Genomic DNA, 16,352 nt, shown 5'->3' on the forward strand with positions numbered 1-16,352 from the left:
CACAATAGACATTACATTTGTAACAAATTGATTGTGCCTCCGTTATTTTATAAATTGTAACCTCTAGCCATTGAAAAAGTTTATATTATTAAGTGTTTTTAGTGTTCTCGCTTTCGCGAAAGCGCACTCACAAAAAGCAACTCTATCAGGAACTATTACCGAAGAAGCATCTGGGGAAACCATGCTTAACGTAAATGTTATTATCACAGATTTACAAACAGGTACGATAACAAATGAATATGGTTACTACTCTATCACACTGCCTGTAGGAACCTACAACATTCAATTTACCAGTATAGGTTATGCTACGATAGAACGTAGGGTTTTACTAGAAGAAAATCTCAAATTAAACATCTCTCTTAAAGAACAAGGAGAAGAATTAGATGCGATTATACTGACTAACGATGTAGAAAAATTAAGCACAAAATCACCTCAAATGAGTGTGAATGCTCTTTCTATAGAAACTATAAAAAAAATACCTGTCGTACTAGGAGAGACGGACTTAATAAAGTCTCTTACTTTATTACCTGGTGTTACTAATGCTGGCGAGGGCGCAAGTGGTTTTAATGTACGAGGTGGCGCTGCCGACCAAAATCTGGTTCTACTTGATGAGGCTACTCTTTATGGAAGTGATCATTTATTTGGTTTCTTCTCTGTATTTAACCCAGACGCTATTAAAGATCTTAAACTGTATAAAGGTGGTATACCGGCTAGATATGGTGGTCGAGTTTCTAGCGTGCTGGACATCTATCAACGTGATGGAAATAAAAATAAACTGAGCGGTACTGGTGGTATAGGACTAGTGGCAAGTAGATTGCTATTAGAAGGTCCTATTATTAAAGAAAAAGCATCTTTTTTAATAGGCGGTCGCAGTAGTTATGCTCATTTATTCTTACCACTATTCGACGTGGATAATGTCGCTTATTTCTATGATTTAAACGCTAAGGCTAGTTTTAATCTGGACGATAGTAACCGTTTGTATATGTCCAGTTATTTTGGTCGTGATGTTTTTAATGTAGATAATCTTTTCAGTAACACTTTTGGTAATAGTTTTGTAAACCTGAGATGGAACCACCTTTTTAATGATAAGTGGTTTTCTAACGCATCGCTTATTTACAGCGATTACAATTATGGATTAGAATTAGACTTTGTTGAATTCACCTTTGACAGCGGTATTTCTAATCTTAATGCAAAGTATGACCTCACCCATTTTGTAAATGATAAGGTGAAAATGAGATATGGAATCAACACCATTTACTATGAATTTGACCCAGGAAAAATTAAACCTACCAGCTCTACCAGTGGCATCAATGAAAGACAACTCGTTAAAAAATATGCGTGGGAAAACGGCATCTATGCAGACGGCGAGTTTACCCTAAGCGATAAAATTAATATCAATGCAGGTTTAAGAATAAGCAGTTTTAATAGATTAGGGCAGGAAAGCCTTAATATTTATGAAAATAATGAAGCACTTTCTTATAATGAAGAGTTAGAAATCTATGAAAGTGAAGATGCCGTAGATACTTTTTCCAGCAGTCGCAGTGAGACACTAGAATCCTTTATTAATCTAGAACCTAGATTTTCTATAGCCTATTCTATAGATGACGACACGAGTATTAAAGCCAGTTACCAGCGTATTAATCAATACATACATTTAATCTCTAATACTAATGCACCTACCCCATTTGACTTATATGCACCTAGTGGTACATTTATTAAACCACAAAAAGGAAATCAAGTAGCTGCAGGTTTTTTTAAAAACATAGGTGATTATTCTATTGAAACAGAGGTTTTTTACAAAACAGTAAAAAATAGACTGGATTATATAGACGGTGCAGATCTTATTGCAAACGATGCTGTAGAACAAATACTATTAGAAGGCGAAGCCAGAGCGTATGGTCTAGAATTTTTATTCAGAAAAAACGAAGGGAAATTACAAGGCTGGATAGCCTACACACTCTCAAAAAGTGAACAGCGCACTCCGGGAAGAACAGCCGTAGAACCAGGCATTAATAATGGTGAATGGTATAATGCTGCGTGGGATAAAACCCATGATCTTACCATAACAGCAAATTACGACCTGAATAAAAAATGGGACCTTGGCGCAAATTTCACTTTACAAACAGGACAGCCAGTCACCTATCCTAATGGACAGTATGAGTTTAACGGTTTATTTGTTCCCACATTTGAGTCTAGAAATAGTAGTAGACTGCCTATCATTCATAGACTGGATTTTTCGGCAACTTACACACCTCAACCTAATAAGAAAAAAGGATGGCAATCGAGCTGGGTTTTCAGTTTATACAATGCCTATAATAGACGCAATGCAGTAAGCATCTCATTTGCCGAAAATGAAGATACTGATAGAAATGAAGCTACACGATTATCCATTTTTGGTGTCGTACCAGCCGTCACTTATAATTTTAAATTTTAAGAAAATGAAAAAGTCACCTTACATAATTATCGCTCTACTTTTTCTCATATCCTGCTCTGATGTGGTAGAATTAGATCTTAATAATTCAGACCCTAGACTAGTTATAGATGCTAGACTAGAACTACAGGAAGACGGCACCACTAGTTCTATTGTAGAATTAACTCGCACGGCAGGCTTTTATATAGAAGAAAATCCTAGCGTTACTGACGCTACCGTTTTTATAACTGAAGATAACGGTACAGTACACAATTTCACAACCACAGGTAATCAAGGCATCTATACTAATAACACTATAAACCTGCAGGATAGCAACATCTACACACTAACCATTGTGGACCAAGGAGACACCTATACCAGCAGTGAGCAACTAGAGCGCACTTCTACTTTTACAGGTGTAGAGCAAGAATCTTTTGACGGTTTTGATGACGAGTTTTTACAAATAACGGCATCCTTTGATGATCCTGCAGGACTAGGCGACTTTTATCTATTTAAGTATGACGACATAGATAATGACCAGGTAGATATAGGTGATGATGAATTTATAGACGGTAATAATGCTGATACCATATTCTTTGTAGAAGATGCTGTACCAGGTACAGTTGCAACTATAAAAATAATGGGAATAGACCAGAGATGCTTTAATTTTTATGAGGTATTATTACAACAGGCCGGAGATAGCGGCAGTCCATTTGCTACTCAACCTGCAGTAGTCAGAGGTAATATTATTAATTCTACAGATTCAGATCGTTACCCATTTGGATATTTTAGAATATCCGAAGTTTTTGAAGTAGAATACACCATTCAATAAATAACTAAGTTACTCGCATATTACATAAGGCACATAATTCTAAACAAAAAAAGAGTGACTTATTAAAAGTCACTCTTTTTATTATTTAGTCTCATGTTATAATTGACAACTTATAATCTGAAAATAGATTTATTCTCATCCATAAAACGCCAGTGATAGCGAGGGTCATTACCACTAAAACGTTCTACTCGATTGCGTTCTGAACCTCTATAATCTAGAGCGATTATAGTTGGATACTTTACTTTATATTTATCTGAGAGTTTTTTATTGGTCTTTTTCTCATTCTCTGAAATGATATCATCGCGATAAGGATTATCTAAATACACGATATGATATTTTGCAGATTCTTCTACAAACTTATCGGTGTGAAAAAAGTATTTTTCTAGTTTAACACATGGTGTACACCAGTCACTACCTGTAAAATAAACCAAGATAGGTTTTTTAGTTTTTCTAGCCTCTTTCTTAGCTTCGTCTAGACTAGTTAACCATTGTAAATCATAAGTCACTTCTTCACTATTAGCAACTTGAACATCGTTAGAAGCCTCGTCTTGCGCACTAACGGCCATGGAAAAAAGTAAAAACGGAAGAATAAAAAGTAGTCTCATTTGTTTAAATTTTCAATTCAAAGGTAAATTAATAGTAGATAACAGACAATTATCTTGCCACTTTCTAAACGTATGAAATCATTTCTTGTTGCGGCTTGCGCACTTTTTTAAGTTGAGCCATAAAATCGTCAGTAGAGCGATGTCCCACAGGAAGCAATAACACACTTTTTAATCCTTTACTTTTTAGGTTCAAAAGCTCATCCATTTTCTCTGGCACAAAACCCTCCATAGGACAGGAATCTATCTGTTCATGGGCACAAACTGTAAGTAGATTACCTAAAATAAGATAAGCCTGACTCCTTGCCCATTGCTCAATTTCTAATGTATTTTTATTTGAAAAACTATCTATTAAAAACTCCTTAAAAGGATTTAAAATCTCGTCTGGAGTGTTGCGTACTTTTTTAACCAGCTTAAAATAAGAATCGATAAACGGTTCATCTACCTCTGTAATGCATATCACAAGTACCGCGCTAGCGCCCTTAACCTGCAACTGGCCATAAGAATGTGCCACCATTTGGTCTTTTACCTTTTGGTCTGTAACGATAACTAACTTACAAGGTTGCAAACCATAAGAAGTTGCTGTTAAGTTAAATGCCTGCGCTAGTACATCTAACTGTGCAGACGATAACTTTTTATCAGCATCAAATTTCTTTGTTGCATACCTCCATTGTAAACTTTCTATACTATCCATATGTATGATGCGTTATATTTGTGATCGAGAGATGGATGTTAGTTTCGCTTTCGCGAAAGCGGAATCTACATCAAACATCTTCCTTATTTAAACGTAAAAATAACCTACGGAAAAGATCTTTTATTAGCTTTCCAATAACTTATTTCAATGCAAGACATCGATACACGTATTAAAGAATCAGAAACAAGTATTTTTAAAGCCGTTTTTCCTAATACAACAAATCATTACGATACCCTTTTTGGTGGTACCGCGTTGCATCTCATGGACGAAGTTTCTTTTATATGCGCTACGAGGTTTTCTAGAAAAAAGGTAGTGACTATTAGTACTGATAAAATAGATTTTAAAAAACCTATTCCTCAAGGTAGCATTATTGAGCTGGTAGGGAAAATATCTAAAGTAGGTAACACGAGTTGTGTGGTAGAAACCAGCATTTATATGGAAGACATGTACAGCTACTCTAGAGAAAAGGTAGTAACAGGTACTTTTACATTTGTCGCAATAGACGATAATAAAAACCCTACCTCCATCCTATAATATGCGCAGACTCTTAAACATACTAGTATTCGGTATTATAATAGGTCTCGCTGGTATACTTATTTTACAATTACATGTAAAACGTACCTCTAGAGACGTTATCACAACTCATGTTAGCGAGTTAAAAACGGCTTATACCGGTATCGTTCTAGGGGCTAGTGTAAAACCAGACAAGACACTTTCTCCTATTTTACAAGATCGTGTAGATGCGGCACTACTAGCCTATGAAAATAAAAAGTTTAAGAAATTTCTACTCAGTGGTGATCATGGTGAGAAAAACTATGACGAAGTAAATGCCATGAAAAATTATCTAAATGATAAAGGCGTACCAGACGAGGATATCTTCTTAGATCATGCAGGTTTTGACACCTACGACACCATGTTTAGAGCACGCGATGTTTTTAAAGTCGACAACGCTATCATATTCACACAAGAATTTCATTTACCACGTGCTGTTTACATCGCAAAAAAAATGGGGTTAGATGTTCAAGGTTATGTTGCAGATAATCGTGAATACCCTGGCAACAGTCATTTTGCAAGAAGAGAATGGCTTGCTAACATAAAAGCATGGATGGAACTTAATATAGATAAATCACCTACGTACACAGGCAAGGTGATCCCTATTACAGGAGAAAGCAGCTTATCACACGATAAAAATTAAATTTCACGTTTTTTCCCCTTATAATTAGGTGAGTGAAGAATCTATCGTATTTATTTAAACAAATCACCTGGTTACAACCTTTTAACTATCAACCCATTAATAATAAATTAAAATTAAAACCTTTATTTTATTTCAAAAATAGCCGATTTTTAAAAGTTTAATTATATATTTGCAACCGCTAAAACAAAAAGCTTTTTTTTTGTTTTAATAGACTGGAGAAGTGGCAGAGTGGTCGAATGCACTGGTCTTGAAAACCAGCGAGGGTCACACCTCCGGGGGTTCGAATCCCTCCTTCTCCGCTGCAACCCTGATAATCTTTTGATTATCAGGGTTTTTTATTTTCTATCTATTTACAATTTAATTAGACATTCCGCTTTTGCAAAAGCGAGACAAACATCCATCTACTCATTAAGGTAAAACCACCTACTTATTATCTATCTTTAGAACAACAATTTCTACAGGAATGAAAAATAAAGATTACGACCTTATATGTGTAGGCGCAGGAATAATGACTGCTACACTAGCTTTAATTACCAAAATATTAAAACCAGATCATAACATATTAATTCTAGAACGTCTAGATGACGTAGCCCTAGAAAGTAGCGCCGCATGGAATAATGCCGGTACAGGACATAGTGCACTATGTGAGCTTAATTACTGTCCCGAAAAAAACGGAACGGTAGACATTAAAAAAGCGGTGGATATTTGTACACAATTTGAGATGTCTAAGCAATTCTGGAGTTTTCTAGTAGATCAAAATCTTATCAAAGACCCTCAATCTTTTATCAATCCTGTACCACATAACAGCTGGGTTCACGGTAAGGATAACGTAGAATATCTAGAGCACCGATATGAAAAAATGAAGGAACACTTTATGTTTAACACCATAGAATATAGTACCTCCATTGAAAAGATGAAAGAGTGGTTTCCGTTAATTATGGAAGATAGAGATGGTAGCGATATTATGGCTGGATCACGTATAGATCGTGGTGCAGAGATGAACTTTGGAGCGCTGACTAGACATTTATTTGACATTTTAGAAAACGAATATGGCATTACTGTTAGTTGCAATGAAGAGGTACAAGATGTAGATCCTGATGATAATATAGAATGGGATGTCATTACAAAGAATACCATTACTGGTAACGAGAGACATTTATGTGCTCATCATGTATTTATAGGCGCTGGTGGCGGTAGTTTATTGCTACTTCAAAAAGTAGAAATAGATGAGAAAGAAGGTTATGGTGGTTTTCCAGTAAGTGGTGCATGGCTAGTCTGTAAGAATGAAGAAATTATTAAACAGCACCTAGGTAAAGTATATTCTAAGGCAGGACCTAACGATCCACCTATGAGTACACCGCATCTAGACACTAGGTATGTGAATGGAAAACGCGAGTTGCTATTCGGTCCATTTGCTGGTTTTAGTCCTAAGTTTTTAAAGAAAGGTTCTTATCTAGATCTGTTTAAATCTATTAAAACAGGTAATATCAAACCTATGCTAGATACCTTTTGGGACAACCTACCTCTTACCCAATACCTGATCCATCAAGTATCCATGTCTTTTGATGACCGTATGGATGATTTGAGAAAATTCTATAAAAATGCAAAAAATGAGGACTGGGAATATAAAGTTGCCGGACAGCGCGTTCAAATAATTAAGAAAGACGATTATAAAGGCGGACAGCTACAATTTGGTACAGAAGTAATATCAAGTAAGGACGGCAGCATCACTTGCTTACTAGGCGCCTCTCCAGGAGCATCTACATCGGTAAAAATAATGCTAGATGTTCTAGAAAAAGCTTTCCCAGAAATAGCAGAAGACCCAAAATGCTTAGAAAAACTACAACAAATGATTCCGTTTTATAAAACAGATGTTACTGAAGAATTGTTCCATCAAGAACTAGTAAAAGCACAGCAACTACTAGAACTAGACAAATCAATAGTATAGATTCTTACCTATCTTGATTTAATAATAAAAAAGGAAAGCTGTAACTAGCTTTCCTTTTTTTCTATAACTCGCATTTAAAAATACGAATGACTCAGACTATTAAACATTACGATAAGGAATCTCACTTTGTTTTAATAAAATCTTTCCATTTTTTTTATTAAGACTTAGTTTCTTGCCTTTTTGATTTAAAATTAAATTTAAAGAAGTTTTCATTTTTTCCAAACTTAAACAAGGCCCCAAAATAATTTCAGTTAAACACTCAAAAGGAAATTCAATCTCTTTATAAGGCTTATAAATACTATCAGTAACCTGAAATTTTAAACTTGATAACTCACTAATCTTATTAGGAATAATTAATCTGCATTCTTTTTCATATGCATAACCTTTATCTTTTAATATTGGGAGGTATTTAAAATGATCCTGAAGTATGCTAGAATCAAAATCTTGAGTAAAACCTATACTATAAGAATCAACTTCTGTAGATTCATGAAGCTTCTGTATATTTTGTTTTAAATATTCTTCATATCGTGAAGAGTCATACTCACATTTTTCTAAGCGATAATCCTCATTCAATTCTGCTAATAGACTTTTATCAAATCCCAAAGCTATGCCTTTAGACTTATCTGCGTAAGTATTCCACATAGGCAAACTATCACCACATTCCGAAAAAGATATAATATGCGGATACAATTCATCAATTTCTTCATTTCTAAAAAAACTCATCCTCTTATCATTGAGGGTTTTTGAAAAATTCTTCGAATCATTGGACAGAGTATTATCGTAAGATATTAATTCTTTCTTCAATAATCCAACTGCAATAGTATGTTCTGTAAAGTCATTTAAAAAATCAACATGTGTTGCTCTTAGAGTTAAAGAGTTTACAGTTGATTGATTAATTATATGGAATAATGTTTCTAATGTGGTATAATGATAAACAGTTTCCTCTCGCATCAAATTAAATTTAAATAAACAGTAATAAAAATTATTATCAAGTCTTTTGCTTCTTCTTTCTAGCGGCAGGGAACAATACGTTGTTTAAAATCAAGCGATATCCAGGACTATTAGGGTGCAAACTCAATTCTGTAGGTGGGTCTCCTACTCTATGCTGGTAATCTTCTGGATCGTGACCACCGTAAAAGGTAAAGAATCCTTTACCGCGTATTCCATGTATGTATTTTGCTTCTTTGTTGGCTCTATTTTCTCCTAGAACGAGCACATTTTTCTTTACTTCAGGTCTGTAAAAACTAGTGGTCTGTCCCATAAAACCTTTAACTAGACTGGTGTGATTTTGATTTAACATGGTAGGAATAGGATCCCATTTTGCGCTAAAATCCATTAAAGAAAAGTAATCCAACTCTCTTTTAATATCACGCTTTGTAGTCATGTCTATAGAGCTAAATTCATACACCATAGGAGAACGCTCTAGTTTATAATCGGTAAAGGCAAACGTCTTAGAATAGTCTATCTTATTTTGATAACCGGCCTCACTTGCATCGCCATCAAACATAGGCTCTGCAATATCGACACCTTCAGCACCTAGCGCTATGTCAAAACTGTCTGTTGCACTACACATCGCAAACATAAAACCACCACCTACTACGTAATCTCTAATTTTAAGAGCTACATCTCGCTTTTCTTCACTTACTTTATTGTAACCTAATTTTTGAGCTAGTTCTTCAGCCTTTTTCTTTTCTTCTATATACCATGGTGCTGCTCTATAATTGCGGTAAAACTTACCATACTGACCAGTAAAATCTTCATGATGTAGGTGCAACCAGTCGTATAACAATAGCTCGTCTGACAGTACTTTTTCATCATATACCTTTGTATACGGTATCTCTGCATAGGTAAGAACCATGGTGACCGCATCGTCCCATGGCAATTTACCGCTAGGCGTATAAACAGCTATTTTAGGTGCTTTTTCTAGCAAGACTTCTTGCATATTTTGCGATGGACTAGCGACTAGTTCTAGGATAGAGCTAACCTCTGCCTCAGACATCTCTTCATAGCTCACACCTCTCACTATCAGCTCGTTTTTAATCTCTTGCACGTTAGGCACTAGAAAAGAACCACCACGATAGTTGAGCAACCACTTTACTTTGGTCCCTTTAGAAAGTACCCAATAAGAAATCCCATAGGCCTTTAAATGGTCCGACTGTGTGTCTGCATCCATTGGGATAAATAAATATTGTGCCTGTGCAAATAGCCCACTTGCACATAGTAATAACAGTAAAAAATATCTTTTAAACATTCTTGATAATTATGTTGATCTCGCTTTCGCGAAAGCGGAATTATAACCCACTAATTCCTAAATTATAAAAGCAGTCCACTAATATAAGAATTGAAAACGAGATGTAAAGCAATAATTAAACCAAGTCTTAGAACTAGAAAGGCATGTCGTCGTTAGGGATGTCAAATGCATCTCCTGGACTTGCAGCCTTAGGAGAGTCAAATGCGTCTGGTTTAAATGTGTCGTCGTTTGCGGCATTCATTTTAGAACCAAATTCTTCTGGAGCTCCAAAAAACTGATCGAGGTTATCAAACTTACCGAACTGACCTAAGAACTTTAAACGTATAGAGTCCGTCGCACCGTTACGGTGTTTTGCTACTATAAATTCACCTTGATCCTTAGTCGGACTGCGGTCATCGTCATCCCATTCTTCTAGGCCATAATATTCTGGTCTATAGATAAAGGATACAATATCTGCATCTTGCTCGATCGCACCAGATTCACGCAGGTCAGATAGTAGTGGACGTTTAGACCCACCACGAGATTCTACCGCACGAGACAGCTGTGATAGTGCTATTACTGGTACAGAAAGTTCCTTAGCTAGTGCTTTAAGGTTACGCGAGATAGTTGAAATTTCTTGTTCACGGTTACCACCTTTGGCACCTGTTTGCGCGGTCATTAACTGCAGGTAATCAATCATGATTAACTTGATACCATATTGAGAGGCAAGTCTTCTACATTTTGCACGCAGGTCAAAGATAGAAAGCGATGGTGTGTCATCAATAAAAATAGGAGCACGTTCTAAATCTTTTACTTTTACGTTTAACTGTTCCCACTCATGCGCTTCTAACTTTCCTGTTCTAAGCTTTTCAGAACTCAGTCCAGTTTCTGAAGATATTAAACGTGTAATTAACTGTACCGAACTCATCTCCAGAGAGAAAAATGCCACCGGTATATTACTACCTACAGCCACATTACGAGCCATACTTAGTGTAAAAGCTGTTTTACCCATACCTGGACGTGCAGCGATAATAATTAAATCGGACGGCTGCCATCCACTCGTTAATCTATCTAGATCTGTAAAACCGGTAGGTATACCAGATAGACCATCACGATTTGCAATTTCTTCAATACGTTCTTTTGCCTGACGTACTAAGTCCATGGCAGTTTCTGTACTTTTTCTTATGTTACCTTGGGTAACCTCGTATAGTTTTGATTCTGCTTTATCAAGTAAATCAAATACGTCTGTAGACTCTTCATAAGACTCGTTAATAATCTCTGTAGAGATCTTAATAAGACTACGTTGTATGAATTTTTGAAGAATAATTCTTGCGTGGAATTCAATGTGCGCTGTAGAACTTACTAATTGAGATAACTGTACAAGATAGTGGTCACCACCAGCAGCCTCTAGTTTTTCAATTTTACGCAATTGAGCACTAACGGTTAATAAGTCGACTGGTTTTCCTTCTTTAAAGAGTAGATCAATGGCTTCAAAGATAAATTGATGGCTTTTTTGATAAAAAACATCTGGAGAAAGCAGGTCGATAACCTCATCTACTCCTTTACCATCAATCATCAACGCTCCTATCACAACCTTCTCTAAATCAACTGCCTGAGGCGGTATTTTACCTTTCTCTAGGGTGACAACAGAGGTGTTTCCTGATACATTATTAGCGCGTGCTTGAACTTTTTCCATAGAACTCAAAAGTAGGTTTTAAATAAGGTTTATTAGAATAGGGTTATGATAAGGTAGTCAACAATCGCACCATAAAACACGTTGATAACATGTTGATAACCACGATTGTTTTTTGAAAGCTAGTAAACTTCACTACTACCAAAAAATAATTATTGATTTATAATACGCTTGTTAAGTTGATAAGTCTTTTAACTTTAAAATTAAAAACAAGCGGTTAAAAAAGCTACAAAATTATAGATATAACTTTGTAGCTTTATGATATAATATGGTTTTGTAAAAGGAAGGATTATCCTTTATAAACACCCATGTTTGCATATTTATCCATACGACTATCTACTAGTTCTTTTGAATCTAGATCTTTAAGGTCGTCGTACTGTCTAAGAATACAATCTGCAACAGATTTAAATATAGTCTCTCTATCTTTATGCGCTCCTCCTTGTGGCTCGCGTAAGATCTCATCTACTAGCTTCAACTTTTTCATATCAGTTGATGTCAGTTTAAGAGCATCGGCAGCTTTTTCTTTGTATTCCCAGCTTCTCCATAAAATAGAAGAACAAGATTCTGGTGAGATTACAGAGTACCATGTATTTTCTAACATGACTACTTTATCTCCTACACCTATACCTAGTGCTCCACCACTTGCACCTTCACCTATAATCATAACGATAATAGGTACTTTAAGGCGTGTCATTTCAAGAATATTTCTAGCAATAGCCTCACCTTGACCGCGCTCTTCAGCTTCTAGACCTGGATAAGCTCCTGGAGTGTCCACTAATGCTACGACAGGCACACCAAATTTTTCGGCACTTTTCATTAATCTAAGTGCCTTGCGGTAACCTTCTGGATTTGCCATACCGAAGTTGCGGTACTGACGTGTCTTTGTGTTAAAACCTTTTTGCTGACCTATAAACATGAAACTTTGCTCGCCTATTTTACCTAGACCACCTATCATCGCTTTGTCATCTTTAACATTGCGATCACCGTGTAGTTCTAACCAGGTATCACCACATATAGCTTTTATGTAATCTAAGGTGTATGGACGGCTAGGATGACGTGACATTTGTACACGTTGCCATGCCGTAAGGTTAGCATATATATCTTTGCGAGTTGCTTTAAGCTTTTTCTCTATTTGTTTAATGGTTGCACTAACATCTACATCACTTTCCTGTCCTATCGCTAGTGTTTGCTGAAGCTTTTCTTCCAGCTCTTTAATCGGTAATTCAAATTCTAAATACTCCATATTAGGGAATTCATATTTTGGGTCAACAAATATAGTGATATGAGTTGAAGTATACGTCTAATTGATTTTGAAACTATACCTAATTCTAAAACAATCATGACTTCTACACTTTAAAATAACACACTAAAAAACTGATTTAAAGATATTTGAACTTCAAAACAACAACTTTTCAAAACGATATAAAATAGCAATGAATTCTTTACTTAAAACGGAATGACCCTAGATGAATAATAAAGCTCAATATTCACTAAAGACGTAAAGTCTCCTACTATAAAAGAGTACTGCCTGCCTATGTCATTAAATAGGAAACAACCTCTATTTCTTAGCCAGTCGTGTTTTCAATATTCCATTACTTATGATTACCGCTAGAATAACTAAGGCACCTATATAGAATTGTGGTGTCATTTCTTCAGAATCTCCTAGAATAAGATAGGCTAGAAAAATCCCATAAACCGGTTCTAAATTTGTGGTTAACATAACCGTATAAGCACTCAACACCTTCATCACTTTTACACTTGCTATAAAAGCATAAGCAGTACAAACTGAAGCTAGAATACCTAACCACAACCAGTCCATTTGAGTAAGTGCTGTAGGTAGTACAAAATCTACTGGCAAGAATATAAAAAAGGTAGAAAGCAATACCACACCGCTAGACAATTCATAAAATGATATCAACGATGGCGGATGATCCTTTGCCCATTTTACATTCATAATAGAAAATACAGCACTCAAAAAAGCACTTATTAACCCTAATATCATACCTGTTACATACTCCGTCTCTATCTGGAAAATATAATATAGTGCACCTATTATCACTGCTCCAAAAATAAGCTCGTACCACACAAATTTCTTAGAAGTAAATATAGGTTCTAGCAACGCTGTGAAAAACGCTCCCATACTCAGCATAGCCAGTGTTACAGAAACGTTAGATTCTTTTATTGCACCAAAGAAAGTAACCCAGTGCAATGCTATTACCACGCCTGCTAATAAGAAACCTAGAATACGTTTGCGCGGTAAAGCTCCTTTACCTATTAACTGTAATGGAATTTTTTTCCATTTCATATAGATAAATATGAGTGCTACTGCAATACTCATGCGCCACCATACTAGCGGTATAGAGTCGATACTTATTAATGCACCTAATACTGCGGTAAAACCCCAAATAAATACTATAAGATGTAAGTGAAGGTAATTGAGTAGTTTATCGTCTCGCATTTCTTATCAGGAAAAGTGCCACTATGGCAAAGAATATATTAGGAAACCATACGGCTATCCATGGATCAAAGGTACTTTTCTCTGCAATGGTACCGAATACCTTATCGAGAAAAACATAAGTCATCGCTATCACTATACCTATAGCAAGATTAATTCCCATACCACCACGCTTTTTAACAGATGACACTGCGACTGCTATTATGGTAAAAATAAAAGCACTTACCGGTATCGAGGTACGCTTGTACTTCTCTACATAGTAAATATTCATATTTGCATTACCACGCTTTTCTTCTAACTCTATAAATTCATTGAGCTTTGCATACTGGTAGGTTTCCGCTATATATTCTGATGGTGTGAGTTCTGCAATGTCAAAATCAAAGAGCGTGTCTTTTTTCTGCTCACGTTCTATTTTCTCTCCATTTTCAAGAATGATTCTTTTCTTGTAACCACTCAAGGTATACATACTGTCCTTAAACTTTATACGGTTGGCATAGATTTTATACTTCAACTCATTTTCTTCAAAATGTTCCAGTGTAAAATCAAAACCTGTCTGACTAGAAGACTGGTAATTACTTACATAAATGTAATCGTTATCATTTATTTGCCTAAAAACATTGGTCGTTTTTTTATCACCTCCACGTTTAAAGTATTTGTACTGAAACTCATTAAACCCTGCGGCAGAGTCCGGTACAAATACAGCACTAAAAATCAACGCACCCACACAGACTATACTCGCACCTATTATATAAGGACGTAAAAATCTATTAAACGAAACACCAGAACTTAAAAAGGCAATTATCTCTGTATTCATCGCAAGTTTTGATGTAAAAAACATGGTAGAAATAAAGAGGAATAAAGGAAATAAGAAATTAGAAAAATACACAGTAAAATCTAACAGATACACAAAAACCTCACCAGCAGGAACATCCTTACTTATGATTTTCCCCACCTTTTCTGCAATATGCACTGTTACCATAATAGGTAAAAACAATGCCAGTAAGAGCAAGAATGCACCTAAGTACCTTTTTAATATGTATTTATCTAATATACTTAACACTAGAGTCTGTTATCTAATTGTTTTACCATTTTATCCTTCCACGTAGAGAAATCTCCAGCAAGAATATGCTTGCGCGCCTCTCTCATTAACCATAAATAGAAAGAAAGATTGTGTATGGTACAAATTTGTCTACCTAGCATTTCATTAACCGTAAATAGATGACGCACATAAGCCTTAGTATAAGCCGTATCTACCCATGCATAATTTGCAGGATCTAGTGGAGAAAAATCTTCTTCCCACTTCTTGTTCTTCATATTCATAGTACCGTGAGCCGTAAAGATCATACCATTACGACCATTACGAGTAGGCATTACACAATCAAACATGTCTACACCTAATGCTACGTTTTCTAATAGATTAATAGGCGTACCTACACCCATAAGGTAACGTGGCTTCTCTTTAGGTAAAATAGCAGTAACCACTTCAGTCATGGCATACATTTCTTCAGCAGGTTCACCTACAGAGAGTCCACCTATGGCGTTACCAAATTGCTCTGTTGCTGCGATAGCCTCGGCACTTTGCTTTCTTAAATCTATATAAGTACTACCTTGTACAATAGGGAAAAGCGTTTGCTTGTGTCCATAAAGATCTGGCGTCTCGTCAAAACGAGTTATACATCTCTTCAACCACCTATGAGTCATATGCATACTACGACGTGCATAATTATAATCACAAGGGTAAGGTGTACACTCATCAAAAGCCATGATAATATCTCCACCTATACTGCGCTGTATATCCATCGCACGCTCAGGAGTAAACGTATGGTAAGAACCATCGATGTGAGACTTAAACTTTACACCTTCTTCTTTTATCTTTCTATTAGAACTTAAAGAATACACCTGGTAACCACCAGAATCAGTTAGAATAGGTCTATCCCAATTCATAAACTTGTGCAGTCCACCAGCTTTTTCTAGAATATCAGTTCCTGGGCGCAAGTACAAGTGATATGTATTACCCAAAATTATATCTGGATTAATCTCTTGTTCTAGCTCTCGCTGGTGAACTCCTTTAACCGTACCTACCGTACCTACCGGCATGAATATAGGCGTCTCAATTTTCCCATGGTCAGTGTGGATTACTCCAGCTCTCGCCTGACTCTTTGGATCGTTTTGTAATAAATCAAATTTCATGAATGGCAAAGATACTATTTGTTAGTTATGAGTTAAGAATTAAGCGTTAAGAGTTTTTGATATGTTTCGCTTTCGCGAAAGCGAGAACAACATCCAGCCCATT

Annotated in this window: 14 protein-coding genes and 1 tRNA gene; 6 read left to right on the forward strand and 9 right to left on the reverse strand. The window is 35.9% G+C overall.

Annotated elements, in window-relative coordinates:
- Nucleotides 1–70 precede the first annotated feature (70 nt).
- Both ACJJVN_RS01560 and ACJJVN_RS01565 read left to right on the forward strand, forming a co-directional pair.
- Nucleotides 71–2,434: a TonB-dependent receptor gene (locus ACJJVN_RS01560; RefSeq protein WP_405376925.1), complete on the forward strand. Its 2,364-nt coding sequence runs from the start codon at nucleotides 71–73 to the stop codon at nucleotides 2,432–2,434.
- 4 nt (nucleotides 2,435–2,438) lie between these two features.
- On the forward strand, nucleotides 2,439–3,242 hold the full coding sequence (locus ACJJVN_RS01565) for a DUF4249 domain-containing protein (RefSeq protein WP_405376926.1): 804 nt from the start codon (nucleotides 2,439–2,441) through the stop codon (nucleotides 3,240–3,242).
- Nucleotides 3,243–3,352: 110 nt separating this feature from the next.
- Here ACJJVN_RS01565 and ACJJVN_RS01570 read toward each other — a convergent pair whose 3' ends face one another.
- The gene (locus tag ACJJVN_RS01570) at nucleotides 3,353–3,847 is read right to left on the reverse strand and encodes a thioredoxin family protein (protein ID WP_104516691.1); all 495 of its coding nucleotides are present in this window, start codon (nucleotides 3,845–3,847) and stop codon (nucleotides 3,353–3,355) included.
- 64 nt (nucleotides 3,848–3,911) lie between these two features.
- Nucleotides 3,912–4,538 (reverse strand): NAD(P)H-dependent oxidoreductase, encoded by a 627-nt coding sequence (locus ACJJVN_RS01575; protein ID WP_405376927.1) that lies wholly within the window; start codon nucleotides 4,536–4,538, stop codon nucleotides 3,912–3,914.
- 147 nt (nucleotides 4,539–4,685) lie between these two features.
- On the opposite strand from ACJJVN_RS01575, the gene ACJJVN_RS01580 reads away from it, so the two are divergent.
- The 4 genes from ACJJVN_RS01580 to mqo all read left to right on the forward strand — a co-directional run bounded on the left by ACJJVN_RS01580 (nucleotide 4,686) and on the right by mqo (nucleotide 7,681).
- Nucleotides 4,686–5,072, forward strand: coding sequence for an acyl-CoA thioesterase (locus tag ACJJVN_RS01580; protein WP_104516693.1), 387 nt, complete (start codon nucleotides 4,686–4,688; stop codon nucleotides 5,070–5,072).
- A gap of 1 nt (nucleotide 5,073) precedes the next feature.
- Complete coding sequence (locus ACJJVN_RS01585; protein WP_104516694.1) at nucleotides 5,074–5,733, forward strand: vancomycin high temperature exclusion protein; 660 nt, start codon at nucleotides 5,074–5,076, stop codon at nucleotides 5,731–5,733.
- A gap of 214 nt (nucleotides 5,734–5,947) precedes the next feature.
- Nucleotides 5,948–6,032, forward strand: a tRNA-Ser gene (locus ACJJVN_RS01590).
- A 164-nt stretch (nucleotides 6,033–6,196) separates the two neighbouring features.
- Nucleotides 6,197–7,681: a malate dehydrogenase (quinone) gene (gene mqo / locus ACJJVN_RS01595; RefSeq protein WP_405376928.1), complete on the forward strand. Its 1,485-nt coding sequence runs from the start codon at nucleotides 6,197–6,199 to the stop codon at nucleotides 7,679–7,681.
- A gap of 99 nt (nucleotides 7,682–7,780) precedes the next feature.
- Here the strand turns inward: mqo and ACJJVN_RS01600 are convergent, their stop codons facing one another.
- The 7 genes from ACJJVN_RS01600 to tgt all read right to left on the reverse strand — a co-directional run bounded on the left by ACJJVN_RS01600 (nucleotide 7,781) and on the right by tgt (nucleotide 16,249).
- Nucleotides 7,781–8,632 (reverse strand): DUF2971 domain-containing protein, encoded by an 852-nt coding sequence (locus ACJJVN_RS01600; protein ID WP_405376929.1) that lies wholly within the window; start codon nucleotides 8,630–8,632, stop codon nucleotides 7,781–7,783.
- A 37-nt stretch (nucleotides 8,633–8,669) separates the two neighbouring features.
- Nucleotides 8,670–9,932: an asparagine synthetase B gene (locus tag ACJJVN_RS01605; RefSeq protein ID WP_405376930.1), complete on the reverse strand. Its 1,263-nt coding sequence runs from the start codon at nucleotides 9,930–9,932 to the stop codon at nucleotides 8,670–8,672.
- 133 nt (nucleotides 9,933–10,065) lie between these two features.
- Complete coding sequence (gene dnaB, locus ACJJVN_RS01610) at nucleotides 10,066–11,607, reverse strand: replicative DNA helicase (protein ID WP_104516698.1); 1,542 nt, start codon at nucleotides 11,605–11,607, stop codon at nucleotides 10,066–10,068.
- Nucleotides 11,608–11,893: 286 nt separating this feature from the next.
- On the reverse strand, nucleotides 11,894–12,847 hold the full coding sequence (locus tag ACJJVN_RS01615; protein WP_104516699.1) for an acetyl-CoA carboxylase carboxyltransferase subunit alpha: 954 nt from the start codon (nucleotides 12,845–12,847) through the stop codon (nucleotides 11,894–11,896).
- A 315-nt stretch (nucleotides 12,848–13,162) separates the two neighbouring features.
- Nucleotides 13,163–14,062: a DMT family transporter gene (locus tag ACJJVN_RS01620; RefSeq protein WP_405376931.1), complete on the reverse strand. Its 900-nt coding sequence runs from the start codon at nucleotides 14,060–14,062 to the stop codon at nucleotides 13,163–13,165.
- Nucleotides 14,049–15,119: an LptF/LptG family permease gene (locus ACJJVN_RS01625; protein WP_405376932.1), complete on the reverse strand. Its 1,071-nt coding sequence runs from the start codon at nucleotides 15,117–15,119 to the stop codon at nucleotides 14,049–14,051. Before ACJJVN_RS01625 ends, ACJJVN_RS01620 begins: the two co-directional genes overlap by 14 nt.
- The gene (tgt, locus tag ACJJVN_RS01630; protein ID WP_104516702.1) at nucleotides 15,119–16,249 is read right to left on the reverse strand and encodes a tRNA guanosine(34) transglycosylase Tgt; all 1,131 of its coding nucleotides are present in this window, start codon (nucleotides 16,247–16,249) and stop codon (nucleotides 15,119–15,121) included. The genes ACJJVN_RS01625 and tgt overlap by 1 nt, the downstream gene beginning before the upstream one ends.
- Nucleotides 16,250–16,352 lie beyond the last annotated feature (103 nt).

The organism is Nonlabens sp. Asnod3-A02, from assembly GCF_045063755.1.
GTDB classification, from domain to species: Bacteria; Bacteroidota; Bacteroidia; order Flavobacteriales; family Flavobacteriaceae; genus Nonlabens; species Nonlabens xylanidelens.

Excerpts from the sequence above, each read along its gene's own strand:
- ACJJVN_RS01565 (WP_405376926.1), top strand. The coding sequence starts at position 2,439 with ATGAAAAAGTCACCTTACATAATTATCGCTCTACTTTTTCTCATATCC.
- ACJJVN_RS01570 (WP_104516691.1), bottom strand. The coding sequence starts at position 3,847 with ATGAGACTACTTTTTATTCTTCCGTTTTTACTTTTTTCCATGGCCGTT.
- ACJJVN_RS01575 (WP_405376927.1), bottom strand. The coding sequence starts at position 4,538 with ATGGATAGTATAGAAAGTTTACAATGGAGGTATGCAACAAAGAAATTT.
- ACJJVN_RS01580 (WP_104516693.1), top strand. The coding sequence starts at position 4,686 with ATGCAAGACATCGATACACGTATTAAAGAATCAGAAACAAGTATTTTT.
- ACJJVN_RS01585 (WP_104516694.1), top strand. The coding sequence starts at position 5,074 with ATGCGCAGACTCTTAAACATACTAGTATTCGGTATTATAATAGGTCTC.
- mqo (WP_405376928.1), top strand. The coding sequence starts at position 6,197 with ATGAAAAATAAAGATTACGACCTTATATGTGTAGGCGCAGGAATAATG.
- ACJJVN_RS01600 (WP_405376929.1), bottom strand. The coding sequence starts at position 8,632 with ATGCGAGAGGAAACTGTTTATCATTATACCACATTAGAAACATTATTC.
- ACJJVN_RS01605 (WP_405376930.1), bottom strand. The coding sequence starts at position 9,932 with ATGTTTAAAAGATATTTTTTACTGTTATTACTATGTGCAAGTGGGCTA.
- dnaB (WP_104516698.1), bottom strand. The coding sequence starts at position 11,607 with ATGGAAAAAGTTCAAGCACGCGCTAATAATGTATCAGGAAACACCTCT.
- ACJJVN_RS01615 (WP_104516699.1), bottom strand. The coding sequence starts at position 12,847 with ATGGAGTATTTAGAATTTGAATTACCGATTAAAGAGCTGGAAGAAAAG.
- ACJJVN_RS01620 (WP_405376931.1), bottom strand. The coding sequence starts at position 14,062 with ATGCGAGACGATAAACTACTCAATTACCTTCACTTACATCTTATAGTA.
- tgt (WP_104516702.1), bottom strand. The coding sequence starts at position 16,249 with ATGAAATTTGATTTATTACAAAACGATCCAAAGAGTCAGGCGAGAGCT.